Below are 21,519 nucleotides of genomic sequence, written 5' to 3'. Positions count from 1 at the left end.
GGCGCAGGCGCAGGCGCTGGCGCTGGCGCAGGTGGCTTTGGAGCCGGCGCGGGGGCTGGCGCCGGTGCCGGTGCCGGTGCCGGTGCAGGTGCCGGGGTGGCGGCGGCCATCACCTGGCAAGTCTTGGCCGAGCCACGGGCCGGATCGGAGCCGAAATAGCCGGTCGAGCAGAGCCCCACCGTGCGCACGGACTTGTAGACCCAGCGGCTGCCGGTGCCATAGCGAACGTTCTTGGTGCCGGAGACGACAAAGAGCTGGCCCTCCTTGGAGAGCTGGTTCCAGTTGGCAGTGGTGGCTGCGGCGGTGGTGGTGCTTTGGGCCTGCGCCGACGCGGCCACCATCGAAAACATCACCGCGCAGGCGGCCAGCACGCTGGCATGCGATGCCGGGCGAGGGGAGGAAGAAAGTGAGGACATGGAGAGAGCACCTGAAAGTCAAGAAGGAAAAGAACCGCTTGCACACGGCTGATCGAAGCATTGGCCTGCTGGGTCAACAGATCTTGGAATTCAATGTAATTCGATTGCCGCCATTTTCGGAATGCAAGCCGATGGGCAGGCGTCCGGAAACGATGCGCGGCATTCGTGATGCATGTCGCGAAACATGTTGAAATGATTGGGGTGTTTTATTAACTTCCCGTTGCCATTTCACGGCTGTGACTTCTTTTTTTCGAGAAGCCCAGGTGGAATGGCCTGGCAGCGCGTGCCGGGCGATTTGCCTAGCGGGAAAGTTGGTTGCCTCAATCGTGGTTTCCCCACGGGAGGCGCCGCACTGAGCATCAGGCGCATTGAATGCGCCAATTCGGAAAATGGTGCAATTAAATTAAGGTTGACTTATCGGATCGAAATAATGAAACATTAGCCAAAACCGCCAGAAGGTGGTTTTTGCCCGTTGAAAGGATTGGGCCATCCTTTTCCGTTCCGGGAAAGGGGGTGAGTTGAAAGAATATGAAAGAAAGAATTCCGGTGACGGCATTTCGAAGCCGCGTGTTAGCGGGCAATGCGCAAGGAATTCCCCGTCAACGAGCGGACGTTGAGGGATGGGCGGCCAACGGCCGCATTCACAGGAAAATTCGCGCCACGGTCCAGAGGCTGGGCGGCGCTGATGAGCAGGGCCCACCCGCTGGGGTGGACCGCCGCTGTCGCCCGCTCAGCGCGGAACGATGGCCCAGGTGGGGTCGCTGGCGAAGCCCGCGTCCATCCTTGGGGTCATGGACTTCCAGGTGGCGTAGGCGGTGCTGGCACCGGTGACACCGGCGCTGCTGGTGGCGGCCAGCATGGCGCGGGCGTAGGCGGCGTAGTCGTCCACGCGGTCCGGTGAGCCTTCGGTGATCGCCATGCCGGCGCACGGGGTGTTTTTGAGGCTGGCGTAGTTGGTGTCGAACAAGGTCTTCCAGCTGCTGAAGAACTGGTTGCCCGAGTCGGTGACGTCCCACCAGTAGCCCGGGGCCTTGGCCACGCAGAAGCCGTTGGCTTCGTTCAGGAAGCGGCCGACGGTGAAGCGGGTGATCCAGTTCAGCATGGCGCGGCCTTGCGGGTCACCGTCCTCGGCGATCTGTGCGAGCACCAGCGTCATGAAGTCGTTTTGCCAGGGGCCTGCCTTCTTGGTGTCCCACGGGCTCTTGATGGCGCCGAAGGGCGAGCGGGCGGCCGCGTTGGCGTTCTGCGGGTAGTTCTGCACGTACCAGTTCAGGTTGTTGGCCAACCGGGTCTGGAAGTACGACTTCATGGGATGGCTGTCGGGCACGATGCGCGAGGCCTCGTCGATGGAGCGCAGGGCCCAGGACTGGGCACGTTCCTCGTTGCCGTAGATCAGGCCCTTGGTGCCTTCGCGGTAGAACGGGTCGACCCCGGCGATGTTCCAGCTGGCCCAGAACATGGCTTCGTCCAGGTAGAAGGCATCGCCCGTGATCAGGTAGGGGATGTAGGCGAACGAGGCCTGATGGGCGGTGTCCGGCGTGTAGATCGTGGTGCCTGTCGGCGTGGGCAGCTTGGGCGAAGACTCACCGAAACGCACCGACACGTTGGGGTTGCGCTGCACATCCAGCGGCTGGCCGGAACCCTCGTCGCGGTAGTGCACGGGCACGCTGGCGGCGGCATCGGCGTTGGCCAGCATGCTGGCGCGGGCGCGGTCGTCCTGGGTGATGAGGTACAGCGCGGTCCAGCGCGGCAGCGGGCCGATCTCCGAGCGACCACCGGTGGTGGGGAAGTACGGCACCAGCATGGCCGGGCCCATGGGCGCGGTGTTCGAGCTGGCCAGCACGCGGGCCTCGTCGGCCAGGACCGACTCAGGAATCTTGACGCTCAGGTCGTAGTTCCAGGTGGCCTTGCTGGCCAGGAAGTACGGCATGTGGTGGCGCACGCGGTACTGGGGCAGCGTGTTGCCCGTCCAGAGCACCTTGTGCCAGCGCGCCTGGTAGTTGTGCGTGATGCGCGGCTGGGTGTGCACGACCTGGCCGTTGCGGCGCACGGTCAGCTCATAGGTGAGGTTGCCCGGGTTGGCCTTGAAGGTCCAGTTGTTCTCCAGGACCATGTCGGTGCGGATGCTGGCGCCGCCGTCGTACAGGCGGGTGTGCAGCCGGGCCGAGAGGTGGGGGTGCTCGGCGTTGCTGGCGCTGTCCTTGAAGGGCGCGACCACGGTGTACTCGGTGGCCACGCTGCCGTTGAGGCGGCGGCCCGAGCCCTGGGCGATCTGCTGCTTGAGCAGGTCCTGGGGCTTGGCCACCAGGGTGGAGACCAGGGTGCTGCCGTTGTAGACCTTGGCCTCGAGTTCGAGGTTCCAGTCGGGGCTGGCGGGGATGGTCTGGGTGGCCGAGGACTTGGCACCGGCGAAGAGGTTGATCAGCTTGGGCTGGTTGGCAGCGAGGTTGCTGACCTTGGCGCTGAGGACGGCAAAGCGCAGGGAGCCGTCGCGGTGGGAGGTCACCTCATCCATCTGCAGGGGCACGCTCGCGCCGCTGCTGTCGGTGGCCACCAGGCCCTGGTTGGCTTGCACGGCGCCGGCCTTGAAGGGCTGGCCGAAGGTGATGGGCAGGGCGCTGGAGGCCGTGCCGGTGGAGACTTCCACGCAGGTGATGGCGTTGGCCGCGCAGGCCAGGCCACCGACGCCAGCGGCGGGGGCTGGTGCTGGAGCCGGTGCGGGAGCAGGCGCGGGAGCCGGGGAGGGGGCTGGTGCAGGGGCGGGTGCCGGAGGACGCGGGAAGATCGAGGGCGCCGGTGCCGGTGCCGGTGCGGGCGTCGAGGTCACGGTCTCGCCGGGGGTTTGCGCCGATGCGGTACCACCACCGCCACCGCCACCACAACCCGAGATGGCCGCCATCATGAAAAGCACGGAGAGCCACTTGGCGTCGCGGATGGCGGGGGTCTTGGAAGGGTTCATGGCGATGCCGGTGAGAGGTGTGCTGGCGGGAACGAACGGTCGAAAATGTCGGTGGCTTGTGACCACGTTCACGAAAAAAGTGCGTCGGTTGACTTTACGGGCGGCATTTCAGCGGTTGGAGCGTTGACCGACAGGCACACCGTCCAGAACGACATGCGGGAGCATGGACCCACCTCGTGAAATGCCGATGGCACAAAAAACCCGACCTGAACGAGCGCCCAAGCGCTTTGGAGTCGTGGCCGGGAAACCAGGGAATGGCTGGCACGCCAAATGCCCCGCAGCCCTTATTGTCGTAGGACTCGCCCTACAACCCTGTTGCCACGTGTTACGAGTTGCACTTCTTGCCGTCAGAGTGACCGCTCGGGCGGCGTGGCGTCAATTCGCGGAGACCGGTGCGGGTTTCACTGGGAAATCCTGCTCCAGCGCGCCCGGCAGCGTGGCGTCCCGCCTCGCGAGGCCCCGGAAATCATTGGTTACAAAGGTCCGCGAAGGTATTGTTTCCGGCGGCTCGAACCATTGGAGAAGTAAGGCATCCGGGTTCACGAAAACCTGCGCCATCGGCGCTTGGGTGTTCCATTCGAGGCCCAGAGCCGCGCCATCCCGCTCCGAAATGTTTCCTTCGAACAGGTTGCTGAGCAGGCGGGCCTGTGTCGGGGCCCGTCGGGCGGAGACGCCCGCCGTGTTGATCAGGGTGTTGTGGGCCAGCACGATGTCGCTGGCGCGGTTGATGTCGAGCCCGGCGTCGTTGCAGTGCGCCACGATGTTGTTGGCGGCCAGCCCGTGGCGGTGCTCGAAGGTCGCGCAGCCGTCCGAGCGGCACACCGCCGCCGGTTGGGTGCCACCCCCGCCGAACGAGATGCCCACCCGCTCGCCCGGGCGCGACACGTCCGTGGGCGAGCAGATCACGAGGTTGCGTTCGATGCGCCCACCTTCGCTGGCGCCCTTCATGAACAGCCCATACGCGACCCGGTTGCCCTGGCCTTTGGCGAAGTTCGTGACCAGGTTGTCCTGCACTTTCCAATGGCTGGCGCCGACGAGGTCGAGCATCACGACCGGCCTGTCGGTTTGCCGGGTGGCGCGGTTGGTCAGGGTGTTGAAGGCCACCAGGCCGTGGTCGGGCCACTCGCCGTCCAGGCCGTTGACCTTGATGTGCGCATTGAAGTCCTGCACGTGGTTGTTGCGCAGCGTGGCGAAGGCACCGCGACCCACCACATGGAAGGCGTGCTCGCAGTCGTGTTCGCGCGCGCAGGCGCCGCGGATGTTGAGGTTTTCGAAGGCCCAGTAGGGCCGGTCGATCTGGATGCCCGCCACCTGGGTGAAGTCCAGCTGGACGCTGCCAGGCACCAGGGCGCTCACCAGGATGGGGGCCTGTGCGCGGCCGTCCTGCCCGAGCCGCAGGGTCTTGTTGACGCTGTATCGGCCAGGGGCGATGACGATGTGGGTGCCGGGGCCGGCCTCCCGGAGAGCCTGTGCCAGGCCGGTGGCCGTGTCCACGCGGATCACCGTGCCGGCTTCGGGCACCGCGGGCGCCATGGAGACCCTCTGCTGGCCTTTGCCGAGCGTGGGCAAAGGTCCCGGTGGCGGTGTCCTTTCCCAGCGCCGCTGCAGGGCATGCAGTCCTGGAAGAAGCAAGCCCTCCAGGACGCGGTGGCCTTCCAGCCGGTGCTGTGCATGGCGGATCAGCTCCTGCGGACTCCGGGAACTGGCCTCGGCGTACAGGCGCCGCCCCCGGTCGCTCACCAGAAAGGCTGTGGCGGCCATGAGGAAAACCAGCAGGCCTGACGCAGCGAACCACAACCATCTGCGCCTCGGTTTCAATGGAGTTCCCCGTTTCTGTGTCCGGGTCATGATAGCCGCGAGCGTGTCGAATGCAACGTTATGACTGCATTTCGATGCTGAAAACGACTTGTTCGGTCGCTATGATGAGCGCTTTGTGAATCTATCGGCCTGAGAAAAATCATCATGAAAATCACTGTGGTAGGGACGGGTTATGTGGGTCTGGTCAGCGGGGCCTGCCTGGCGGAGGTGGGCAACGATGTGCTTTGTCTGGATCTGAATCCCGACAAGATCCGCATCCTCGAGGAGGGCGGCATTCCCATCTACGAGCCCGGGCTGCAGGAGATGGTCAAACGCAACGTGGCGGCGGGGCGGCTGCACTTCACCACCGACGTCGACCGCGCCGTGCACCACGGCACCATCCAGTTCATCGCGGTGGGCACGCCACCCGATGAGGACGGTTCGGCCGACATGCGCTACGTGCTGGCCGCGGCGCGCAGCATCGGCCAGCGCATGACCGACTACAAGGTGGTGGTGGACAAGAGCACGGTGCCCGTGGGCACGGCCGACCGCGTGAAGGAAGCGATTGCCGAGGAGCTGCAGAAGCGCGGCGTCGACACGCCTTACGCCGTGGTGTCCAACCCCGAGTTCCTCAAGGAAGGCGCGGCGGTCGAGGACTTCATGCGGCCCGATCGCATCATCGTGGGCGCCGACGACGAGCAGGCGGTGCACCTCATGCGCGCGCTGTACGCGCCGTTCCAGCGCAACCGCGAGCGCCTGATCGTCACCGATGTGCGCAGCGCCGAACTCACCAAGTACGCGGCCAACGCCATGCTGGCCACGCGCATCAGCTTCATGAACGAGCTGGCCAACCTGGCGGAGAAGCTGGGCGCCGACATCGAGAGCGTTCGCCAGGGCATCGGCTCCGATCCGCGCATCGGCTACCACTTCCTGTACCCGGGCGCTGGTTACGGCGGTTCCTGCTTCCCGAAAGACGTCAAGGCCCTGATCAAGACGGCGGCGGACGAAGGTGGCCTGGACCTGAAGGTGCTGACCGCGGTGGAGGCGGCCAACGATGCGCAGAAGCATGTGCTGGGTGACAAGATCAAGCGCAAGCTGGGCGCGGACCTGAAGGGTCGCCACTTCGCCGTGTGGGGCCTGGCCTTCAAGCCCAACACCGACGACATGCGCGAAGCGCCGAGCCTGGAGCTGCTGGCCGATCTGCTGGCCGCCGGCGCCACCGCCACGGCCTACGACCCGGTTGCGATGCACGAAGCCCAGCGCGTGCTGGGCGACGAATCCCGCGTGCGCTACGCCCAGAACCCCAACGAAGCCCTGGAAGGGGCGGACGCGCTGATCATCGTGACCGAGTGGAAGGAGTTCCGCAGTCCCGATTTCGACCTGATCAAGGCCAAGCTCAAACAGCCCCTGATCGTGGACGGGCGCAACCTGTACGACCCGGCCTGGGTGCGCAGCCAGGGCTTCGACTACCTGCCCATCGGGCGCTGAGCCATGGCGCGCCCGCGATCAGGCGCGCTGATCCTGGGCGCCCTCGCGGCATTGACCTGCCTGGGTCTGGCCGTTCAACATCCCCTGGCCCCCGCGCTCCTGGTGGGCGCCTTGTGCCTGTGCATGGGTGCCGCCGCCTGGCGGCCCTGGACCATCGGGGGACTGCTGGCCATGCTCCTGCCCGTGGCCAGCCTGGCGCCCTCCACGGGCTGGTGGCTGATCGACGAATTCGACCTGCTGGTGCTCGCGGTGCTGGCCGGCGCGCATGCGCGGTCCGGGTTCGAGGCCTTCTCTGGCCGTGCGGCCTCCTCTTCATCCAGCGAGACCCAGGTCCAGGCCGACCGGGTGTGGGTCGGGCTGCTCGTCGCGCTGGGTGCCTCCGCGCTGTTGAGCCTGTTCATCGGGCTGCGGGACGCCGGTGTCAGCGCGCGGGCGGTGGCGGCCGGCTGGGCCTCGGGCGACGGCTGGTTGCAGGCGCTGCACGCGGACTACGCCAGCGCCTTCAACCCGCTGCGCGTGTCCAAAAGCCTGCTCTGGGCGCTGCTGCTGTATCCCGTGCTGCGGCGGGTGCCGGTCGAGCGGCAGCGGGAGATGGCGCGCTTCACCCTCGCGGGCCTGCTCTGCGGGCTGGCCTGGGTCTGCGTGCTCGTGCTGTGGGAGCGCGGGCGGTACGTCGGTGTGCTGAATTTCTCCGACTCCTACCGCACGGTGGCGAACTTCTGGGAAATGCACGTGGGCGGCGGCGCCATCGACGCCTACCTGGCGATGGCCGTGCCCCTGACGTTCTGGGCGGTCTGGCTGGCGCCGGGCGGCTGGCGCTGGGCCTGCGCGGCGGTCCTGGCCGTCCTGGGCACCTACGCGGTGCTGACCACGTATTCCCGAGGGCTGTACCTCGCGGTCACCGTCTCGCTGATGGTGATGGCCATCGTGGCCAGGCGCTGCCAGATCCAGCCGGCGTCCGGCGGGCGGCGGCGCGGCTGGGCATTGCGGGTGTTGGTGTTCGCGCTGCTGGCGGAGGCGGTGTGGGTGCTCGGTGGGCACTCGTTCATGACAGGGCGACTTGCGCAGTCGGAAACCGATCTGGTGGACCGCGTGGCGCACTGGCAGAGCGGGCTGGGCCTGCTGCGCACGCCCGCCGACTGGGTGCTGGGCCTGGGCGCGGGGCGCCTGCCCGCGCACTACAGCGCGCGCGTGCCGGATGGCGAGTTTCCCGGGCAGGCGCGATGGCGGCGCGACGCGGCAGGCGCCGGGCAGGTGGTGCTCTCGGGGCCGCCGACGCGCCAGGAGGCCGCCTACGACTTCGGTCTCACCCAGCGCATCCCGCTGGCCCCACAAGGGCACTACCGCGTGCGGGTCCGCTACGAGACCGACGCCCCGGTGGTGCTGCTGTTCAGCGTGTGCGAACGGCACCTGCTGTACGACTTCCGATGCCAGTGGAAACACGTGAGGCCCGAGGCCGCCGTCACGGATGCGGCCCAGTGGCACGACATCCCGCTGTCGGGCCAGGTCTTTTCGGACGCGAGCCGTGCCGTGTCCTGGCGCGACGGCATGTTCGCGCTGACGGTGCTGAGCACCGGGCACGCGGCCCGCATTCACGCGGTGGAGCTGCTGGACCCGCAAGGCGTGCAGATCCTGAAAAACACGGACTTCTCGGCCGGGTTGCGCTACTGGTTCCCCGCCGCGCAGAGCAGCTTCAAGCCCTGGCACATGGACAACCTGTACCTGGAAATCCTCATCGAGCGCGGCCTGCTGGGCTGGCTGGTGCTGGGCCTGCTGGCCGCGTGGGCGTGGCGCTGCGTGGCTCAAGGCCTCCAGGCGGGGGATCCGCTGGCCCTGGCGCTGGCCGGCTCGCTCTCGGCCATGGGCGTGCTCGGCCTGGTCATCAGCGTCACCGAATTGCCGCGCATCGCTTTTATGCTGCTGCTGATCCTGTTGACAACATCACACTTCCGCCGAATTCCGCAATATTCACGTTATGTAACAGAACGTCAGAAGGGGGTGTCGGCGGTATTCTCGGACGGGCGCCCGAGCCGTGCACAGCCCCCGGGGCCATTACAGGAAAAAGAAGTTTGATCAAGCTATTCAACCACTACTTCGATCGCCGCACGCTGCTGCAGATGTTCATGGACCTGCTCCTGATCAGCGCGGCGTTCATGGCGACCCTGGTGTTTCTTTCCGACGCGGAAGACCTGACCGCCGTGCAGATCGGACAAGGCCTGTTCCGTGCCTTGCTCATGAGCATGGGTTTCCTGGCGGTCAACTCGGCCCTGGGTCTGTACGAACGGGGCAGCGTGTTCAACAACACGCAGTTGCGCGCCCGCGTGCTGGTCTCGTTCATGATGATGGGCCTGATCGTGGTGGGCGTGCTGCTGCTGCTGCCCATGAAGGCGTTCTACGGGCACACCTGGGCCGTGGTGATCGTGATGATGGCCACCGGCCTGCTGCTGGTCATCCAGGTGCTCACCGGCGAGTTCCTGCCCAAGTCGCTCACGCGCCGCAAGGTGCTGGTGTACGGCACCGGCGCGAAAGCGCAGGCGGTCGGGCAAAGCCTGCTCAAGGCCTCATCGAGCGCCGAGCTCTGCGGCTATTTCGCCAGCCCCAACGAGCGCGAGCACCTCGTGACGAACTGGGGCACGCTGCAGCCAGGCCAGTCGCTCACCGAAGTGGTGGCCGAGAAGGGCGTCCACGAGATCGTGATCGCGCTCTCCGAACGCCGCGGCGGCAGCATGCCCATGCGCGAGCTGCTCGATTGCAAGCTCGCGGGCGTGCGCGTGACCGACATCGCCACCTATTTCGAGCAGAACCTCGGCCAGATCCGCCTCGATGCGGTGTCGGCCGGCTGGCTCATCTTCGGCGAAGGCTTCGACCAGGGCTTCCTGCGCACCACCATCAAACGCCTGTTCGACATCGCGGGCGCGGTCGTGCTGATCCTGCTCGCCCTGCCCATCATGCTGGTGGCGGCGCTCGTCATCAAGCTGGAGAGCTCCGGCCCCATCCTGTACAAGCAGGAGCGCGTGGGCCTGAACAACAAGCCCTTCAACGTCGTGAAGTTCCGCAGCATGCGCACCGACGCGGAGAAGGACGGCATTCCCCGCTGGGCGACGGCGGGCGACAGCCGCGTCACGCGCGTGGGCAAGGTGATCCGCAAGCTGCGCATCGACGAACTGCCGCAACTCTTCAGCGTGCTCAACGGCGACATGAGCCTGGTCGGCCCGCGCCCCGAGCGCGCCTTCTTCGTCGAGAAGCTCACGCAGGAGATTCCGTTCTACGCGGTGCGCCACAGCGTCAAGCCCGGCGTGACCGGCTGGGCGCAGGTGCGCTACCAGTACGGCTCCACCGTGGAAGACACGGCGGAGAAGCTGCAGTACGACCTCTACTACGTGAAGAACCACTCGCTGTTTCTCGACCTCGTGGTCATCTTCGAAACCGTCGGCGTGGTGCTGACGGGCAAGGGCGCGCAGTAAGCGCCTGGGCGTTCCGCTCGCTGGCCGGGGTCAGGCCAGCGTGTGCAGCGGAATGTCCTTCTCCACCGCCAGCCGGTCCAGCTGCTTTCGCGTGCGGCCCTGAAGGAAGGCCGCGATCGCGGCGTGCGTCTCCGGCTTGAACAGCGAGCGCAGGTCCGACGCCGGCAGACCCGCCGCGGCGCACAGCGCGGCAGCGAAATGCGGCTCCAGGGCCGCCACGGCCACGCGGCCGTCCTTGCAGGGGTAGACGCGGTAGCCCGCATGGGCGCCGCCCACCGCGCCGGCGGGCTGGGTGAGGCCCCAGGTGCGGGGCAGGGCGAGCCACTCGGCCGCGTCCGACAGCGCGACCTCCTGGAAGCTGGATTTGCCCTGGGTCTTTTGCACCAGCGCGGCCTTGAGCACGGCTTCGCTGGCCATGAGCGCGCCCCCCATGTCGGCGAACAGGGTGGCCGGCAGGTCCAGGCCGGTGACGAGGCCCGCGTCCGCGAGGTAGGTGAGGTCGTGGCCGGGCTCTTCCGCCCGGGCACCGGGCGCGCCCACGATCGCCACCACCGAGAGCCCGGGGTGGCGCTTGTGCAGTCCCTTCCAGCCGAGCTGCAGCTTCTCCAGCGCCGAAGGGCGGAAGGAGGTGAGCAGCACGTCGGTGCGCGCCAGTTCCTTGTGCAGCGCCGCCTGGCCCTTCTCGGACTTCAGGTCGATCGAGATCACGCGGATGCCATCGTGCAGGGTCGCGTAGGCCCGGGCGTTGTACTGCCCCATGGGGTCGCCCGAGGTACCCGCAGGAGCCCCCTTGGGGGCCGGCGGCTCGGCCTTGACGCAGCGCGCGCCCATGGCCTTGAGGCGCATGAAGGCGGCCGGGCCGGGCAGGTTCAGCGCGAGGCTGAGCACACGAACGCCGCGCAGCGGCTGGAGGGCGGGGGCAGGGTGGGGGGATGAACTCATGGCGGCGGGTCTGTGGAAAGGGTGTCGCCGCAATGTACCCGCAAGTCCGACCGCAGAAGCGCCAACGGGCGACACCGTCGCCCGCCGTTTTCCTTGTGCGCGGTTCAGCGTTCGCCGAAGTTCAGCGGCAGGCCCACGTAGTTCTCGGCCAGCGAGCGCGACATCGACACCGAGTTCACGACGTAGTCGAGCTCGGCCTCCTGGATCTTCTGGCCGAAGCCTGCGGTGTCGGGGAAGCGGTGCATCAGCGAGGTCAGCCACCACGAGAAACGTTCGGCCTTCCAGACGCGGCGCAGGCAGCGCTCGGAGTAGGTGTCGATGCCGGCGGAGGTCTTGTCCTTGTAGTACTCGATGAACGCGCCCGAGAGGTACTTGACGTCGCTGGCGGCCAGGTTCAGGCCCTTGGCGCCGGTGGGCGGCACGATGTGCGCCGCGTCGCCCGCGAGGAACATGCGGCCGAAGCGCATCGGCTCGGCGACGAAACTGCGCAGCGGCGCGATGCTCTTCTCGATGGTGGGGCCGGTGATCACGCGCGACGCCATCTCGGGGTCGAGCCGCAGGCGCAGCTCATCCCAGAAGCGCTGGTCGCTCCAGTCCTCGACCTTGTCGTCCAGCGGGCACTGCACGTAGTAGCGGCTGCGCGTGAGGCTGCGCATGGAACACAGGGCGAAGCCGCGTTCGCTGTTGGCGTAGACGATGGCGTGGGGCGAGACCGGTGGCACATCGGCCAGCACGCCGAGCCAACCGAAAGGGTAGACCTTCTCGAACTCGGTGATGGCGCCCTTGGGCACGCTGGCGCGGCACACGCCGTGAAAGCCATCGCAGCCGGCGATGAAGTCGCACTCGATCTCGTGCGTCTGGCCATCCTTCTGGTAGCGCACCTTGGGGTGGTCGCTGTCGTAGTCCAGCACCTCCACGTTCGCGGCCTCGTACACGGTGGGCAGCGCGGCGGCGCTGCGCGCCTCCATGAGATCGCGCGTGAGTTCGGTCTGGCCGTAGGCGGTCACGACCTTGCCGTCGGTCAGGCCGTGCACGTCGATGGCATGGCGGGTGCCGGCAAACACCAATTCGATGCTGTGGTGCACCGTGCCTTCGGCGTCCAGGCGCTCGCCCACGCCCACCTCGCGCAGCAGGTCGGTGGTGATCTGCTCGAGGATGCCGGCGCGGATGCGGCCGAGCACGTATTCGCCGCTCTGGCGTTCGACGATGATGTTGTCGATGCCGGCCTTGTGCAGCAGCTGTCCGAGCAGCAGGCCGGAGGGGCCGGCGCCGATGATGGCGACCTGGGTTCGCATGGGGTGTCTCCTGGAATGGCGTGAAGTGCAACGAACGCAGCTTAAAAACGGGGCCCCGCCAGCGCAACGGTGCGCAGACGCCTTTGCGCGATGATCGAAAGTCTTGCGCGATCACCGCGCAAATTCGGATGCCCCTGGGCATAATCGACCCATGAGCACAGCCCCCCCTCCCATGGCGAAAGCCGATTTCATCGAAGGCATGGCCAAGGGCATGGCGGTGCTGGAGAGCTTCGACACCGAGCGCCAGCGTCTCAACGCCACCCAGGCCGCTGAGCGCGCGGGTCTCACGCGCGCCGCGGCGCGCCGGCACCTGCTGACCCTGGCGCACCTCGGTTACCTGGAGTCCGACGGCAGCCACTACTGGCTCTCGCCCAAGGTGCTGCGCTTCTCGGGCAGCTACCTGGCTTCGGCGCGCCTGCCGCGCCTGCTGCAGCCCACCTTGAACCGGCTCGCGGCGCAGACGCGCGAGTCGTACTCGGCCGCCGTGCTCGACGGCGACCAGGTCGTGATCGTGGCGCGCAATGTTTCGCTGGGTGGCCAGCGGCTCATGGCCTATGGCTTGCACCTCGGTGCGCGCCTGCCCGCGCACGCCACCTCCACCGGCCGCGTGCTGCTCGCGGGCCTGCCGCGCGCCGAGTTCGCCGCCTGGCTCAAGAGCCGCGAGCTGCCCCGGCTGACGCCGCACACCACCGTGGAACACAAGGCCTTTCGCGCCGTTATCGCGCAAGTGCGCAGCGATGACATGGCCATTGCGCGAGAGGAGCACGAGTTGGGTGTGTTCGCGCTGGCCGTGCCGCTGCGCAACATGCAGGGCCGCACGGTCGCGGCGCTCAACGTGGTGGCCGCGCCCGATCGTTTCGAGGGACCGGTGTTCCAGAAGGACTTGCTGCCGCTGTTGCTGGACGCGGCGCGCGAGCTGCGGCCCTTGCTCTGAGCGCGCCCACCATGCCCCTGTCCGGGTGGGACTTCACGCGCGGCTCGAGCCGCTGAGGTCCAGGTCCCACAGCATGTCCTCGCCCAGCGGCAGGGTGCGCGTGGGCGGGCGGGGGCAGTCGGCCATCACGTCGTGCGCGGGCGCGCGCAGGCCGCGCCGGCCCTGGCCGATCAGCACGGGCGCGATGATGAGGTGCAGGCGGCTGAGCACACCAGCCGTGAAGAAGCGCGACACGGTCATGCCGCCGCCTTCGACGAACAGCACGCGCTGGCCGCGCGCGGCCAGCGCCCGCGCGACGAGCGCGGGGCGGTAACCCTCACCGCTGTCGTCGAGCAGGCCGTCCACCGCAAGCACCTCGGCGGGGGCGCTGCCCAGGCGCTCGCGGGCCAGCGCGGCGTGCCGCGCGTCGCAGACCCAGAGGGACGGGGCCTGCGCATCGCGGAACACGCGCGACTGGCCGTCCAGCCGCACGGCCGGGTCCACCACCACGCGCACCGGCTGCGGGCCGGGCACGCGGCGCGTGGTGAGCTGCGGGTTGTCGATGGCGACCGTGCCGGCACCGACCAGCACCGCGTCGCACAGCGCGCGCAGGCGGTGCAGGTGCAGCAGGCAGTGCGGGCCGTTCACGTAGTAGGAGTCGCCGGTGACGGTGGCCACGAAACCGTCCAGGCTCTGGCCGAGCTGGGCCACGGCCCAGGGCGCGCCGCCCCCGGCCTGGCGCGCATCGAGCAAGGGCTTGTAGAGCGTGAACAGCTCGGCGCAGCGCGCGTCGCCCACTGGCGCCAGTTGCCAGCCTTGCTGCGCGCACCAGCGCAGCGGCGGCGCGGCCTGGCCCGTGGTGCGGGCCTGCAGCATCTGTTGCCAGAGCGCGGGCCAGTCGGCGGGGATGTCCTGGGCGGTCGTGGCGTCCGTGGGTGATGGCATGGCGGCCATCATCGCATTGAGCGCGGGGTCCCGGGGCGTGGGGTCATTTCCACTGCGGGGTGTAGTAGAGGTCGTCGGTGGCGGTGTCGGCGGCCCCGGCGTTCCACGGCGCCATGGGCAGGGCGGCCGCGATCCACAGCGCGGCCAGCAACTGGGGCAGCAGGGCGGCCGGTGCCATCCACAGCCCGGACGAGGGCCGCCACCACGACCACAGGCCCGGCACGGCGGTGGCCACCGCCACCATCAGCGCCAGCTGGGCCAGCAGCAGCGAACCCCCGAGCCCCGCCGCCGCGGCCAGCCCCAGGCAGGCCACGGTGAGTACGGCGGCCAGGGCGATGCCGCGCCACCAGGGGCGCGGGGTGGGCAGACCCCGGGCCGCTCGCCACAGGAGCAGCGCCGCGATCACCGTGCCCGCGAGCGCGACCCAGGGCAGCTTCTGCGCGCGCGCGGTGGCCGGCCAGTCGAAACCGGGAAACCAGGCCAGCGCCACCAGCAGGCCCAGGGCTGCGCCGAGCGCGGCCCGGTTCGGGCCGGTGGTGCGCAGCAGGGCCGCCACGCCGCCGATGCACAGCAGCAGGGGCAGCACAAGACTTTGAAAGGCGGGGTGGTTCAGGAGGTCCATGGCGGTATGGCAGTGGTCAGGGCTGCCCCAGGTAGAAGTAGGCCGCGTGGCGGCGGTGGTCGCCGCGCCCCAGGGCCAGGTAAACCGGGCCCAGGGGCGTGTCCATGGCGAGGTAGACGGCGAAGCCGTAGCGGCTCTTCTCGCGTTGCGGGCCGAAGGCCGTGTCGCCGATGCGCGCGGCTTCCAGCGAGACGCCGGCATAGGCTCCCTCGAGGAAGCCCACGTTGGTGAGCCGGTGGCTGTAGCTCACGCGGCCGAGCACGAATTCGTTGCCGAAGACCTCGTTGGTCTTGTAGCCCGAGAGGCGCTGGAAGCCGCCCAGGAAGGAGGTCTCGTAGGCGGGCAGGGTGCCGCCGCTGGCTTTCACGCCCTGCGCGGAGAACTCCAGCGCGTGCCGGCCGAAGCCCACCGCCGTGCGGAACGCGGCGGAGAGTTTGCGGTAGTCGTCGCTCGCGCCCCAGCGCGGTTGCGACTGGTGCAGCTTCACGTCCAGCGCGTAGCCCGCGCGCGGAAAGCGCACGTTGTCCAGCGTGTCCAGTTGCAGGCGCAGCACCAGGGCGGCGGTGTCGGCGTCGGCCTCGAACAGGCCGGGCGGCAGCAGGCTGGTGTCGTTCTGCAGGCGCACGCGGCCGCGCTGCACCCCGAGGCGCAGTTGCCCCTGCGTGCCGAGCTGCAGGCCCAGGTCGGCGCCGTAGCCGTAGTGCTCCAGCCGGAAGCGCGCCACGCGCACGCCCTCGTCGCTGAACAGCTCGAAGGGGCTGCGCTCGCCGCCCAGGTGGGCCGCCGCGAAAAACCGTTGCGTGGGATGCAGGGGTTGGAACCACTCGGTGCGCAGGCGGTCGGTCTGGCCGATCTGGATGTCGTTGCGCCATTCGGCGCCCAGGCGGTTGAGCCAGGTGGCGCGGTGGGTGGCCAGCAGGTTGAAGAAGGAGCCGCCGGCGAAGTCGGACGACAGGCCCAGGCCGAAGCGCAGGTAGTGCGGGCCCCAGGACTTTTCGGTGACGCGGGCGGTGAGCACGCGGCCCTGGCCGGGTTCTTCGCTGAAGGTGTAGCTCACCGCCTCGAAGTCGCCCCAGCCGTACAGGCGTTGCAGGTCCTGGTCCACGCGGCTCGCGTCGAACGGCTGGCCGGGCTGGGTCTGCATGCCGTCGAGCACGGCCTGCGGGTTCACGCGCTGCGTGCCGCTGACCTGGATGGCGTCGATGCGCTGCCCGCCGGGATCCTGCGCCGCCTCGCGCGCTGCCAGCAGCGCGCTGAATTCGGCCGGGCTCAGGCCGTGGGCGGCCAGGGTCGCGCTGGCCGCGCGCGCGGCGGCCTCACCGGCCCGGGCGGCGTCGGAGAGGTGGTCGAAGTCGCTGCTGCTCACGCGGCTGAGGTCGGGCGTGATGAGCACGTCGCGCGGGCCCAACTCCTTGAGCGACTGCGCGACGTTGGTCGTGGTGAGGATGCGCAGCATTTGCTCGGAGGCCGAGAGCAGGGAGGTGATGTCTTCCCGGCGCAGCAGCGGCGTGCCGATGTTGACCGCGATCACGATGTCCGCGCCCATGCGGCGCGCCACGTCCACCGGCAGGTTGCGCGTGACGCCACCGTCCACCAGCAGGCGGCCGTCGAGCTCCACCGGGCTGATGACGGCCGGGATGGCCATGCTCGCGCGCACGGCCTGGGTGAGGCTGCCGTGGTCGAGCTCCACCATCTCGGAGGTGGCGAGGTCGGTGGCGATGGCCCGGAAGGGCACCGGGAAGTGGTTGAAGTTCACGCTGCGCTGGCGCGCCGTGAGGCGGCGCAGCACGGCCTCCAGCGCCACGCCGGCCACCGCGCCCTTGGGCAGCGAGAGGCCATGCGGGCCCAGACCCATCTCGGGGCCGACGTAGTTGGCCGCGTCGTCGGCCTTGCGCCGCATCGGCAGGTTGTCGCGCACCACGTCGTGGAACAGCGTGGCCGTGCTCAGGCCCTTCATTTCTTCTTCGATGGTGGCCAGCGGCAGCCCGGTGGCGTAGGCCGCGCCCACGATGGCGCCGGCGCTGGTGCCCACGACCATGTCGACCGGCACCCGCAGTTCTTCCAGCACCTTGAGCACCCCGATGTGCGCGCCGCCCCGGGCGCCGCCGCCCGAGAGCACCAGGGCGATGCGGGGGCGCTGCGCGGCCGGGCCGCTGCCCGGGGCCACGGGGCCGCCGGTCTGGGCCGTGGCGTTCAGACAGGCGAGGGACCACACCAGTGCGAAGGCGATGCGCAGGGTCATGCACGGATGATAGGAGCGAGCGTGGCGAAAGCGAACCGGCGTTACAGTGATCTGTTCCCACAAGAGGCCGCCCCATGTACCTGCCCCCCCAGTTCGCTGCCAAGGACCCCGCCATCGCCCTGGAGCTGATGCGCGCGCACCCGTTCGCCAGCCTGATCTCCACCGACGACGAGGGCCTGCCCTTCGTCACCCACCTGCCGCTGCACCTGCTGGAGGAAGACGGAGGCCTCACGCTGCTGGGCCACTGCGCCAAGCCCAACCCGCACGGGCGCTACCTTGCGGCGCGCCCGCAGGCGGTGGTGACTTTTCTCGGGCCGCATGCCTACATGACGCCGCGCGTCTACCCCGATCTGGCCCGCGTGCCGACCTGGAACTACCTGGCGGTGCACGCCACGGTGCAGGCGCGTGTGCTGGACGGCTTCGACCACAAGGACCGCCTGCTCAAGCACTTGATCCACGACCACGACCCGGCCTACGCGGACCAGTGGCGCGGGCTGGAAGAGGACTTCCAGCACAAGCTGATGCAGGGCATCACCGCCTTCGAACTGCGGGTGACGAACCTTCAGTGCAAGGTCAAGCTCAACCAGCACCGGCCCGAGTCGCACGCCGCCATGCTGGTGGCCTACCAGGCCGGCAACGCCGACGAGCAGGCGCTGGCCGGCTGGATGCGCCGGCTGGGCATGGCGGCCTGAGCCGTCAGCGCCGCGCGGCGGTCTGGCGCAGCGCGGTGCTGGCCGCCGCGAACTGCTGGGTGGCCTGGCGCAGCAGCGACTGGTCGGACGAGACCACGAAGCAGTCGATGCCGCGCGCGCGGAACGCGAGGGCCTCGGCCTCGTTGGGCACGAACATGGCCGCGCTCACGCCGGCCGCCTTCGCCGCCCCGATGATGCGATCGCAGGCCTCGGACACGGCTGGCGCGCGGTTGTCGTCCAGGCCCATCGACAGCGCGAGGTCGGCACGGCCGATGAAGAGGCCGTCCACGCCCGGGGTGGAGGCGATGTCGAAGGCCTCGGTGACGCCGTCGGGGCTTTCGATCTGGCACAGGATCAGCGTCTGGTCGCCCGCGTCCAGCGCATCGGCCATGCGCATCGTGCCGTAGCCGGCGCAACGCGGCGAGATGGAAAAGCCCCGGCTGCCCTGGCGGTAGCGGGCGCGCGAGACCACTTCGCGGGCCTGCGCCGCGCTGTCCACGCGCGGCACCAGCAGGCCGGCGGCGCCCAGGTCGAGCACGGACTGGATGGTGGCGGGCGCGGTGTCGGGGATGCGCACCAGCACCGGGATGCCGCCGGCGCGCCCGGCCATCATGTGGCGGTCCAGCGCGAGGCGGTCGAAGGGCGCGTGCTCGGCGTCCACCACGACGAAGTCGAGGTCGGTGGTGCCCAGGATCTCGGTGATCTGGGGGGAGTCGGTTTTCACGAACGTGCCCAGTGTGAGTTCGCGCTGGCGGATGTGGCCCCGTGTTTTCATCGAGCGGTGTTTCCTGTGGATGGCGGGCGTTGTTGCCCAAGCCGCCATGGTCATGGTGCCGGTCCGGCGCGGCAAGCGCCGCGGCGCGACTTTCCGCAGGTCAGAAAGGCGCGCCGGTGTCCGGGCTGGGCGGCAGCCGCGTGGCGTAGGCCTCGCTCACGGCGGCGGCGGCCGCCTGCAGTTGCGGCGCGTACTGCGTCACCGTGGCCGGTGTCATGAGGTTGCCGAAGGTGGTCATGCCCATGAGGCCCACGACTTCGGTGCGGTGCATCACCGGCGTGGCCAGGGTGGCGGTGCGCCGCTGCGGATTGGGCTGGCGCACGGCGTAGCCATGTTGCCGGATGGCCGCGAGTTCCTGCAGCAGCAGTTCCTCGTGGCCGAGCTGGCTGCCGCCGGGCGCGGCGCGCAGCATGTCGAACAGGATCTCGCGCTCCACTTCCGGGCAGAACGCCAGGTAGGCGCGGCCCATGGCGGTGTCGGCCAGGCCCAGGCGCCGGCCGATGGTGGTGGAGTGCGCGGCGATCGGGCTGTAGGGCATGCCGCTGTAGCGCACCACGATGGCGTCGCCGTCGAGCACGCCCAGCGCCACCGGCCACTTGATGGCCTTGGTCAGGCGCAGCGCCAGCGGCGAGCCGACCTCGACCAGCAGCGACTTCTCGGTGAAGCCGCCGCTCATCTCCAGGATTTTCTCGGTGAGCCGGTAGACGCCCACGCCGCCCTCCAGCCGCACATAGCCTTCGAGCTGCAGCGTGTGCAGGATGCGGAAGATGGTGGACTTGGGCAGCGCGGTCTGCAGGTGCAGGCTGTGCAGGCTCCAGGTCGGCTGCGTGTTCATGATCCGCAGGATCTGCAGCGCGCGCGAGATGGCCCGGATCGATCCGCTGGGGTGGTCGTCGGAGGCGTCGGGGTCGTCGGCCATGGGCATCGTCGTCGGTCCGCTCCCGCAGGGGCGGGAGGGGGAGCGGATCATACCCTTGAGCTCCATGGCGCGGCCCCGGCTCAGTACCACAGCGCCTTGTCGACGCGGTTGACGAGCGCCTGCCCGGCGAGGAAGCGTTCGCAGTTGTCGCGCAGGATCTCGTAGCGGCGCTCGTTGTAATAGGGCCCCCACATGGCCACGTGCGGCGTGATGAACACGCCGGGCTGCGTCCACAGCGGGTGGCCGGCGGGCAGGGGTTCCTGCTCGAACACGTCCAGCCCGGCGCCGCCCACCTCGCCGGCCTGCAGCGCGGCGAGCAGGTCGTCCAGCCGCGTGGTCATGCCGCGCCCGATGTTGATGAAGAAGGCGCCGCGCTTCATGCGCTGCAAGCGCGCGCGGTCGAACAGGCCTTCGGTCTCGGGCGTGTGCGGCACGGTGACGATGACGAAATCGGCGCGCGGCAGCAACCCGTCCAGCGCCTGCGCCGGGTGCAGCTCGGCCATGCCCTCGGGCGGTGAGGTGCGCTGCGCGTCGGTGCCGATCACGCGCACGCCGAAGGCCGCGAGCAGGCGCGCGGTTTCCGCGCCGATCCCGCCCACGCCCACGATCAGCGCGGTGGCCTCGGGCAGGTAGACAGTGCCCTCGTAGCGCGGCGGCTGCAGCCATTCGCCGCGCTGCTGCTGCGGGATGAAGCGGTGCAGCGCGCGCGAGAAAGCCAGCACGAAGGACAGGATGTGCGCGCTGATGTGGTCGTTGAAGATGCCGCGCACGTTGGTCACGGTCAGGCTGTGGTCGACCAGCTCGGGGAAGAAATAGCCGGAGGGCGGTGCGGCCAGCGGCGAGTGCAGCCAGCGCAGGCGCGGCGCGGCCGCCAGCAGCGCGGGCGTGAGCGTGCCCACGGCGGCGTCGGCCTGCCCGATGGCCGCCAGGGCCTCGCCGTCGGTCTCGGCGACGACGATCTTCAGCTCGGGCAGGGCCGCGCCCAGCCGCTGCGCCCAGTCGCGGGTGGCGGGGATCTGGGGCGGAAGCATCAACAGGGTGGTCGGCATGTCGGCTTACTCCAGCTTGATGCCGGCCTGCTTGATCACCTTGCCCCACTTGTCGTTCTCCTGGCGCAGGAAGGCGGCGTAGCCGTCGGGCGTGCCGCCCACGGGCGAGACGCCGCTGGCGGCCATGCGGTCCAGCAGTTCCTTGCTCTTGAGCGCGGTGTTCATCGCGGCGTTGAGCTTGTCGATGCGCGCCTGCGGCGTGCCCTTGGCGACGTGCAGGCCGACCTGCGTGGTGGCTTCGTAGCCGGGGTAGCCGGACTCGGCGATGGTGGGCACGTCGGGGTAGGCGGAGACGCGCTTGGGGCCGGTGAGCGCGAGGATGCGCAGCTTGCCCGACTTGACCTGTGGGTCGGCGAAGGAGACCGAGGCCACCATGAAGTCGATCTGGCCGGTGAGCAGGTCCAGCACGGCGGCGGACTCGCCCTTGTAATGCACGGTGCCGATGTCCAGCCCGGCCGCGATCTTGAACAGCTCGCCGGCCAGGTGGTTGGAGGTGCCGTTGCCCGGCGTGCCGTAGAACATGCCGCCCGGCTTGCCCTTGGCCTTGCCGACCAGCGCGGCCAGGTTGGGCGCGCCTTTTTCGGCGTTGACGAGGATGGTCTGCTCGATGCGCAGCACGTGGCCCACGGGCGGCAGGTCGGTGGCGACCTTGTAGGGCAGCTTGGCGTCCATCAGCGGCAGGATCACGGTGCTGCCGGTGGCGCAGAAGCAGATCGAATAACCGTCGGGCGCGGAGCGCGCCACGTTGCCGGTGGCGATGGAGCCGCCGGCGCCGGGCATGTTTTCCACCACCACCGTCTGGCCCAGGGCCTTGGCCATTTCACCGCCCACGAGGCGGCCGAACAGGTCCATGGTGCCGCCCGCGGCGAAGGGCACCACGAGGCGCACGGGCTTGTTGGGGAAGTCGTCCGCCTGGGCGTGCGCGGTGGCGGTGCCCAGCGCGAGGGCGGCGCCGGCCAGCGCGCCGAGCAGGGAACGTTGAACTGATGTCATGAATGTCT

Annotated in this window: 17 protein-coding genes; 6 read left to right on the top strand and 11 right to left on the bottom strand. The window is 69.1% G+C overall.

The window, feature by feature from the left end; genetic code table 11:
* The first annotated feature begins 264 nt into the window (after window positions 1-264).
* Window positions 265-468, top strand: a complete 204-nt coding sequence (locus AC1Q9M_RS00885) for a hypothetical protein (RefSeq protein ID WP_382324630.1) — start codon at window positions 265-267, stop codon at window positions 466-468.
* A 678-nt stretch (window positions 469-1,146) separates the two neighbouring features.
* Here the strand turns inward: AC1Q9M_RS00885 and AC1Q9M_RS00880 are convergent.
* Both AC1Q9M_RS00880 and AC1Q9M_RS00875 read right to left on the bottom strand, forming a co-directional pair.
* The gene (locus AC1Q9M_RS00880) at window positions 1,147-3,375 is read right to left on the bottom strand and encodes an RIFT barrel domain-containing protein (protein WP_492431966.1); all 2,229 of its coding nucleotides are present in this window, start codon (window positions 3,373-3,375) and stop codon (window positions 1,147-1,149) included.
* A 375-nt stretch (window positions 3,376-3,750) separates the two neighbouring features.
* Window positions 3,751-5,136: a right-handed parallel beta-helix repeat-containing protein gene (locus AC1Q9M_RS00875; RefSeq protein ID WP_382324636.1), complete on the bottom strand. Its 1,386-nt coding sequence runs from the start codon at window positions 5,134-5,136 to the stop codon at window positions 3,751-3,753.
* Between the two features lie 201 nt (window positions 5,137-5,337).
* On the opposite strand from AC1Q9M_RS00875, the gene AC1Q9M_RS00870 reads away from it, so the two are divergent.
* Genes AC1Q9M_RS00870 through AC1Q9M_RS00860 form a run of 3 tightly spaced genes read left to right on the top strand, consistent with a single transcriptional unit; the run spans window position 5,338 to window position 10,124 of the window.
* The gene (locus AC1Q9M_RS00870) at window positions 5,338-6,660 is read left to right on the top strand and encodes a UDP-glucose dehydrogenase family protein (RefSeq protein ID WP_291118608.1); all 1,323 of its coding nucleotides are present in this window, start codon (window positions 5,338-5,340) and stop codon (window positions 6,658-6,660) included.
* Between the two features lie 3 nt (window positions 6,661-6,663).
* Window positions 6,664-8,733, top strand: a complete 2,070-nt coding sequence (locus AC1Q9M_RS00865) for an O-antigen ligase family protein (RefSeq protein ID WP_492431964.1) — start codon at window positions 6,664-6,666, stop codon at window positions 8,731-8,733.
* Window positions 8,730-10,124, top strand: a complete 1,395-nt coding sequence (locus AC1Q9M_RS00860; protein WP_382158185.1) for a TIGR03013 family XrtA/PEP-CTERM system glycosyltransferase — start codon at window positions 8,730-8,732, stop codon at window positions 10,122-10,124. The genes AC1Q9M_RS00865 and AC1Q9M_RS00860 overlap by 4 nt, the downstream gene beginning before the upstream one ends.
* A 30-nt stretch (window positions 10,125-10,154) precedes the next feature.
* Here AC1Q9M_RS00860 and AC1Q9M_RS00855 read toward each other — a convergent pair whose 3' ends face one another.
* Both AC1Q9M_RS00855 and pobA read right to left on the bottom strand, forming a co-directional pair.
* Window positions 10,155-11,066 carry a CoA transferase gene (locus AC1Q9M_RS00855; RefSeq protein ID WP_492431962.1) on the bottom strand — a complete coding sequence of 304 codons (912 nt, stop codon included), beginning with the start codon at window positions 11,064-11,066 and terminating at the stop codon, window positions 10,155-10,157.
* Window positions 11,067-11,170: 104 nt separating this feature from the next.
* The gene (gene pobA, locus AC1Q9M_RS00850; RefSeq protein WP_382158181.1) at window positions 11,171-12,361 is read right to left on the bottom strand and encodes a 4-hydroxybenzoate 3-monooxygenase; all 1,191 of its coding nucleotides are present in this window, start codon (window positions 12,359-12,361) and stop codon (window positions 11,171-11,173) included.
* A 151-nt stretch (window positions 12,362-12,512) separates the two neighbouring features.
* Between pobA and AC1Q9M_RS00845 the strand changes: the two genes are divergently transcribed.
* A complete protein-coding gene (locus AC1Q9M_RS00845) occupies window positions 12,513-13,295 on the top strand; it encodes an IclR family transcriptional regulator domain-containing protein (protein ID WP_492431960.1) in 783 nt (260 codons plus the stop codon).
* 33 nt (window positions 13,296-13,328) lie between these two features.
* On the opposite strand, the gene AC1Q9M_RS00840 is transcribed toward AC1Q9M_RS00845, so the two are convergent.
* Genes AC1Q9M_RS00840 through AC1Q9M_RS00830 form a run of 3 tightly spaced genes read right to left on the bottom strand, consistent with a single transcriptional unit; the run spans window position 13,329 to window position 17,083 of the window.
* Window positions 13,329-14,219, bottom strand: coding sequence for a RibD family protein (locus AC1Q9M_RS00840; RefSeq protein ID WP_444686497.1), 891 nt, complete (start codon window positions 14,217-14,219; stop codon window positions 13,329-13,331).
* A gap of 43 nt (window positions 14,220-14,262) precedes the next feature.
* Complete coding sequence (locus AC1Q9M_RS00835; protein WP_444686498.1) at window positions 14,263-14,841, bottom strand: hypothetical protein; 579 nt, start codon at window positions 14,839-14,841, stop codon at window positions 14,263-14,265.
* Between the two features lie 16 nt (window positions 14,842-14,857).
* Window positions 14,858-17,083, bottom strand: a complete 2,226-nt coding sequence (locus AC1Q9M_RS00830) for a patatin-like phospholipase family protein (protein ID WP_492431957.1) — start codon at window positions 17,081-17,083, stop codon at window positions 14,858-14,860.
* A 74-nt stretch (window positions 17,084-17,157) separates the two neighbouring features.
* Between AC1Q9M_RS00830 and AC1Q9M_RS00825 the strand changes: the two genes are divergently transcribed.
* Window positions 17,158-17,775, top strand: a complete 618-nt coding sequence (locus AC1Q9M_RS00825) for an FMN-binding negative transcriptional regulator (RefSeq protein ID WP_492431955.1) — start codon at window positions 17,158-17,160, stop codon at window positions 17,773-17,775.
* 4 nt (window positions 17,776-17,779) lie between these two features.
* Here the strand turns inward: AC1Q9M_RS00825 and AC1Q9M_RS00820 are convergent, their stop codons facing one another.
* The 4 genes from AC1Q9M_RS00820 to AC1Q9M_RS00805 all read right to left on the bottom strand — a co-directional run bounded on the left by AC1Q9M_RS00820 (window position 17,780) and on the right by AC1Q9M_RS00805 (window position 21,511).
* Window positions 17,780-18,550 carry an HpcH/HpaI aldolase family protein gene (locus AC1Q9M_RS00820; protein ID WP_382324654.1) on the bottom strand — a complete coding sequence of 257 codons (771 nt, stop codon included), beginning with the start codon at window positions 18,548-18,550 and terminating at the stop codon, window positions 17,780-17,782.
* Window positions 18,551-18,650: 100 nt separating this feature from the next.
* Complete coding sequence (locus AC1Q9M_RS00815; RefSeq protein ID WP_382324656.1) at window positions 18,651-19,469, bottom strand: IclR family transcriptional regulator domain-containing protein; 819 nt, start codon at window positions 19,467-19,469, stop codon at window positions 18,651-18,653.
* A gap of 80 nt (window positions 19,470-19,549) precedes the next feature.
* Window positions 19,550-20,518 (bottom strand): D-2-hydroxyacid dehydrogenase, encoded by a 969-nt coding sequence (locus AC1Q9M_RS00810; RefSeq protein WP_492431952.1) that lies wholly within the window; start codon window positions 20,516-20,518, stop codon window positions 19,550-19,552.
* Window positions 20,519-20,524: 6 nt separating this feature from the next.
* Complete coding sequence (locus AC1Q9M_RS00805; protein WP_382324660.1) at window positions 20,525-21,511, bottom strand: Bug family tripartite tricarboxylate transporter substrate binding protein; 987 nt, start codon at window positions 21,509-21,511, stop codon at window positions 20,525-20,527.
* Window positions 21,512-21,519 lie beyond the last annotated feature (8 nt).

This window comes from Hydrogenophaga sp. GW823-FHT04C09 (assembly GCF_058796355.1).
Note: the sequence above shows the minus strand (reverse complement) of the source record. Positions and strands in the feature narration are given on the sequence as shown.

What these genes read in the sequence shown, in the direction of transcription:
- AC1Q9M_RS00880 (WP_492431966.1), bottom strand. Translation starts at nt 3,375, where the DNA reads ATGAACCCTTCCAAGACCCCCGCCATCCGCGACGCCAAGTGGCTCTCC.
- AC1Q9M_RS00875 (WP_382324636.1), bottom strand. Translation starts at nt 5,136, where the DNA reads ATGGCCGCCACAGCCTTTCTGGTGAGCGACCGGGGGCGGCGCCTGTAC.
- AC1Q9M_RS00870 (WP_291118608.1), top strand. Translation starts at nt 5,338, where the DNA reads ATGAAAATCACTGTGGTAGGGACGGGTTATGTGGGTCTGGTCAGCGGG.
- AC1Q9M_RS00865 (WP_492431964.1), top strand. Translation starts at nt 6,664, where the DNA reads ATGGCGCGCCCGCGATCAGGCGCGCTGATCCTGGGCGCCCTCGCGGCA.
- AC1Q9M_RS00855 (WP_492431962.1), bottom strand. Translation starts at nt 11,066, where the DNA reads ATGAGTTCATCCCCCCACCCTGCCCCCGCCCTCCAGCCGCTGCGCGGC.
- pobA (WP_382158181.1), bottom strand. Translation starts at nt 12,361, where the DNA reads ATGCGAACCCAGGTCGCCATCATCGGCGCCGGCCCCTCCGGCCTGCTG.
- AC1Q9M_RS00845 (WP_492431960.1), top strand. Translation starts at nt 12,513, where the DNA reads ATGAGCACAGCCCCCCCTCCCATGGCGAAAGCCGATTTCATCGAAGGC.
- AC1Q9M_RS00840 (WP_444686497.1), bottom strand. Translation starts at nt 14,219, where the DNA reads ATGCCATCACCCACGGACGCCACGACCGCCCAGGACATCCCCGCCGAC.
- AC1Q9M_RS00835 (WP_444686498.1), bottom strand. Translation starts at nt 14,841, where the DNA reads ATGGACCTCCTGAACCACCCCGCCTTTCAAAGTCTTGTGCTGCCCCTG.
- AC1Q9M_RS00830 (WP_492431957.1), bottom strand. Translation starts at nt 17,083, where the DNA reads ATGACCCTGCGCATCGCCTTCGCACTGGTGTGGTCCCTCGCCTGTCTG.
- AC1Q9M_RS00825 (WP_492431955.1), top strand. Translation starts at nt 17,158, where the DNA reads ATGTACCTGCCCCCCCAGTTCGCTGCCAAGGACCCCGCCATCGCCCTG.
- AC1Q9M_RS00820 (WP_382324654.1), bottom strand. Translation starts at nt 18,550, where the DNA reads ATGAAAACACGGGGCCACATCCGCCAGCGCGAACTCACACTGGGCACG.
- AC1Q9M_RS00815 (WP_382324656.1), bottom strand. Translation starts at nt 19,469, where the DNA reads ATGGCCGACGACCCCGACGCCTCCGACGACCACCCCAGCGGATCGATC.
- AC1Q9M_RS00810 (WP_492431952.1), bottom strand. Translation starts at nt 20,518, where the DNA reads ATGCCGACCACCCTGTTGATGCTTCCGCCCCAGATCCCCGCCACCCGC.
- AC1Q9M_RS00805 (WP_382324660.1), bottom strand. Translation starts at nt 21,511, where the DNA reads ATGACATCAGTTCAACGTTCCCTGCTCGGCGCGCTGGCCGGCGCCGCC.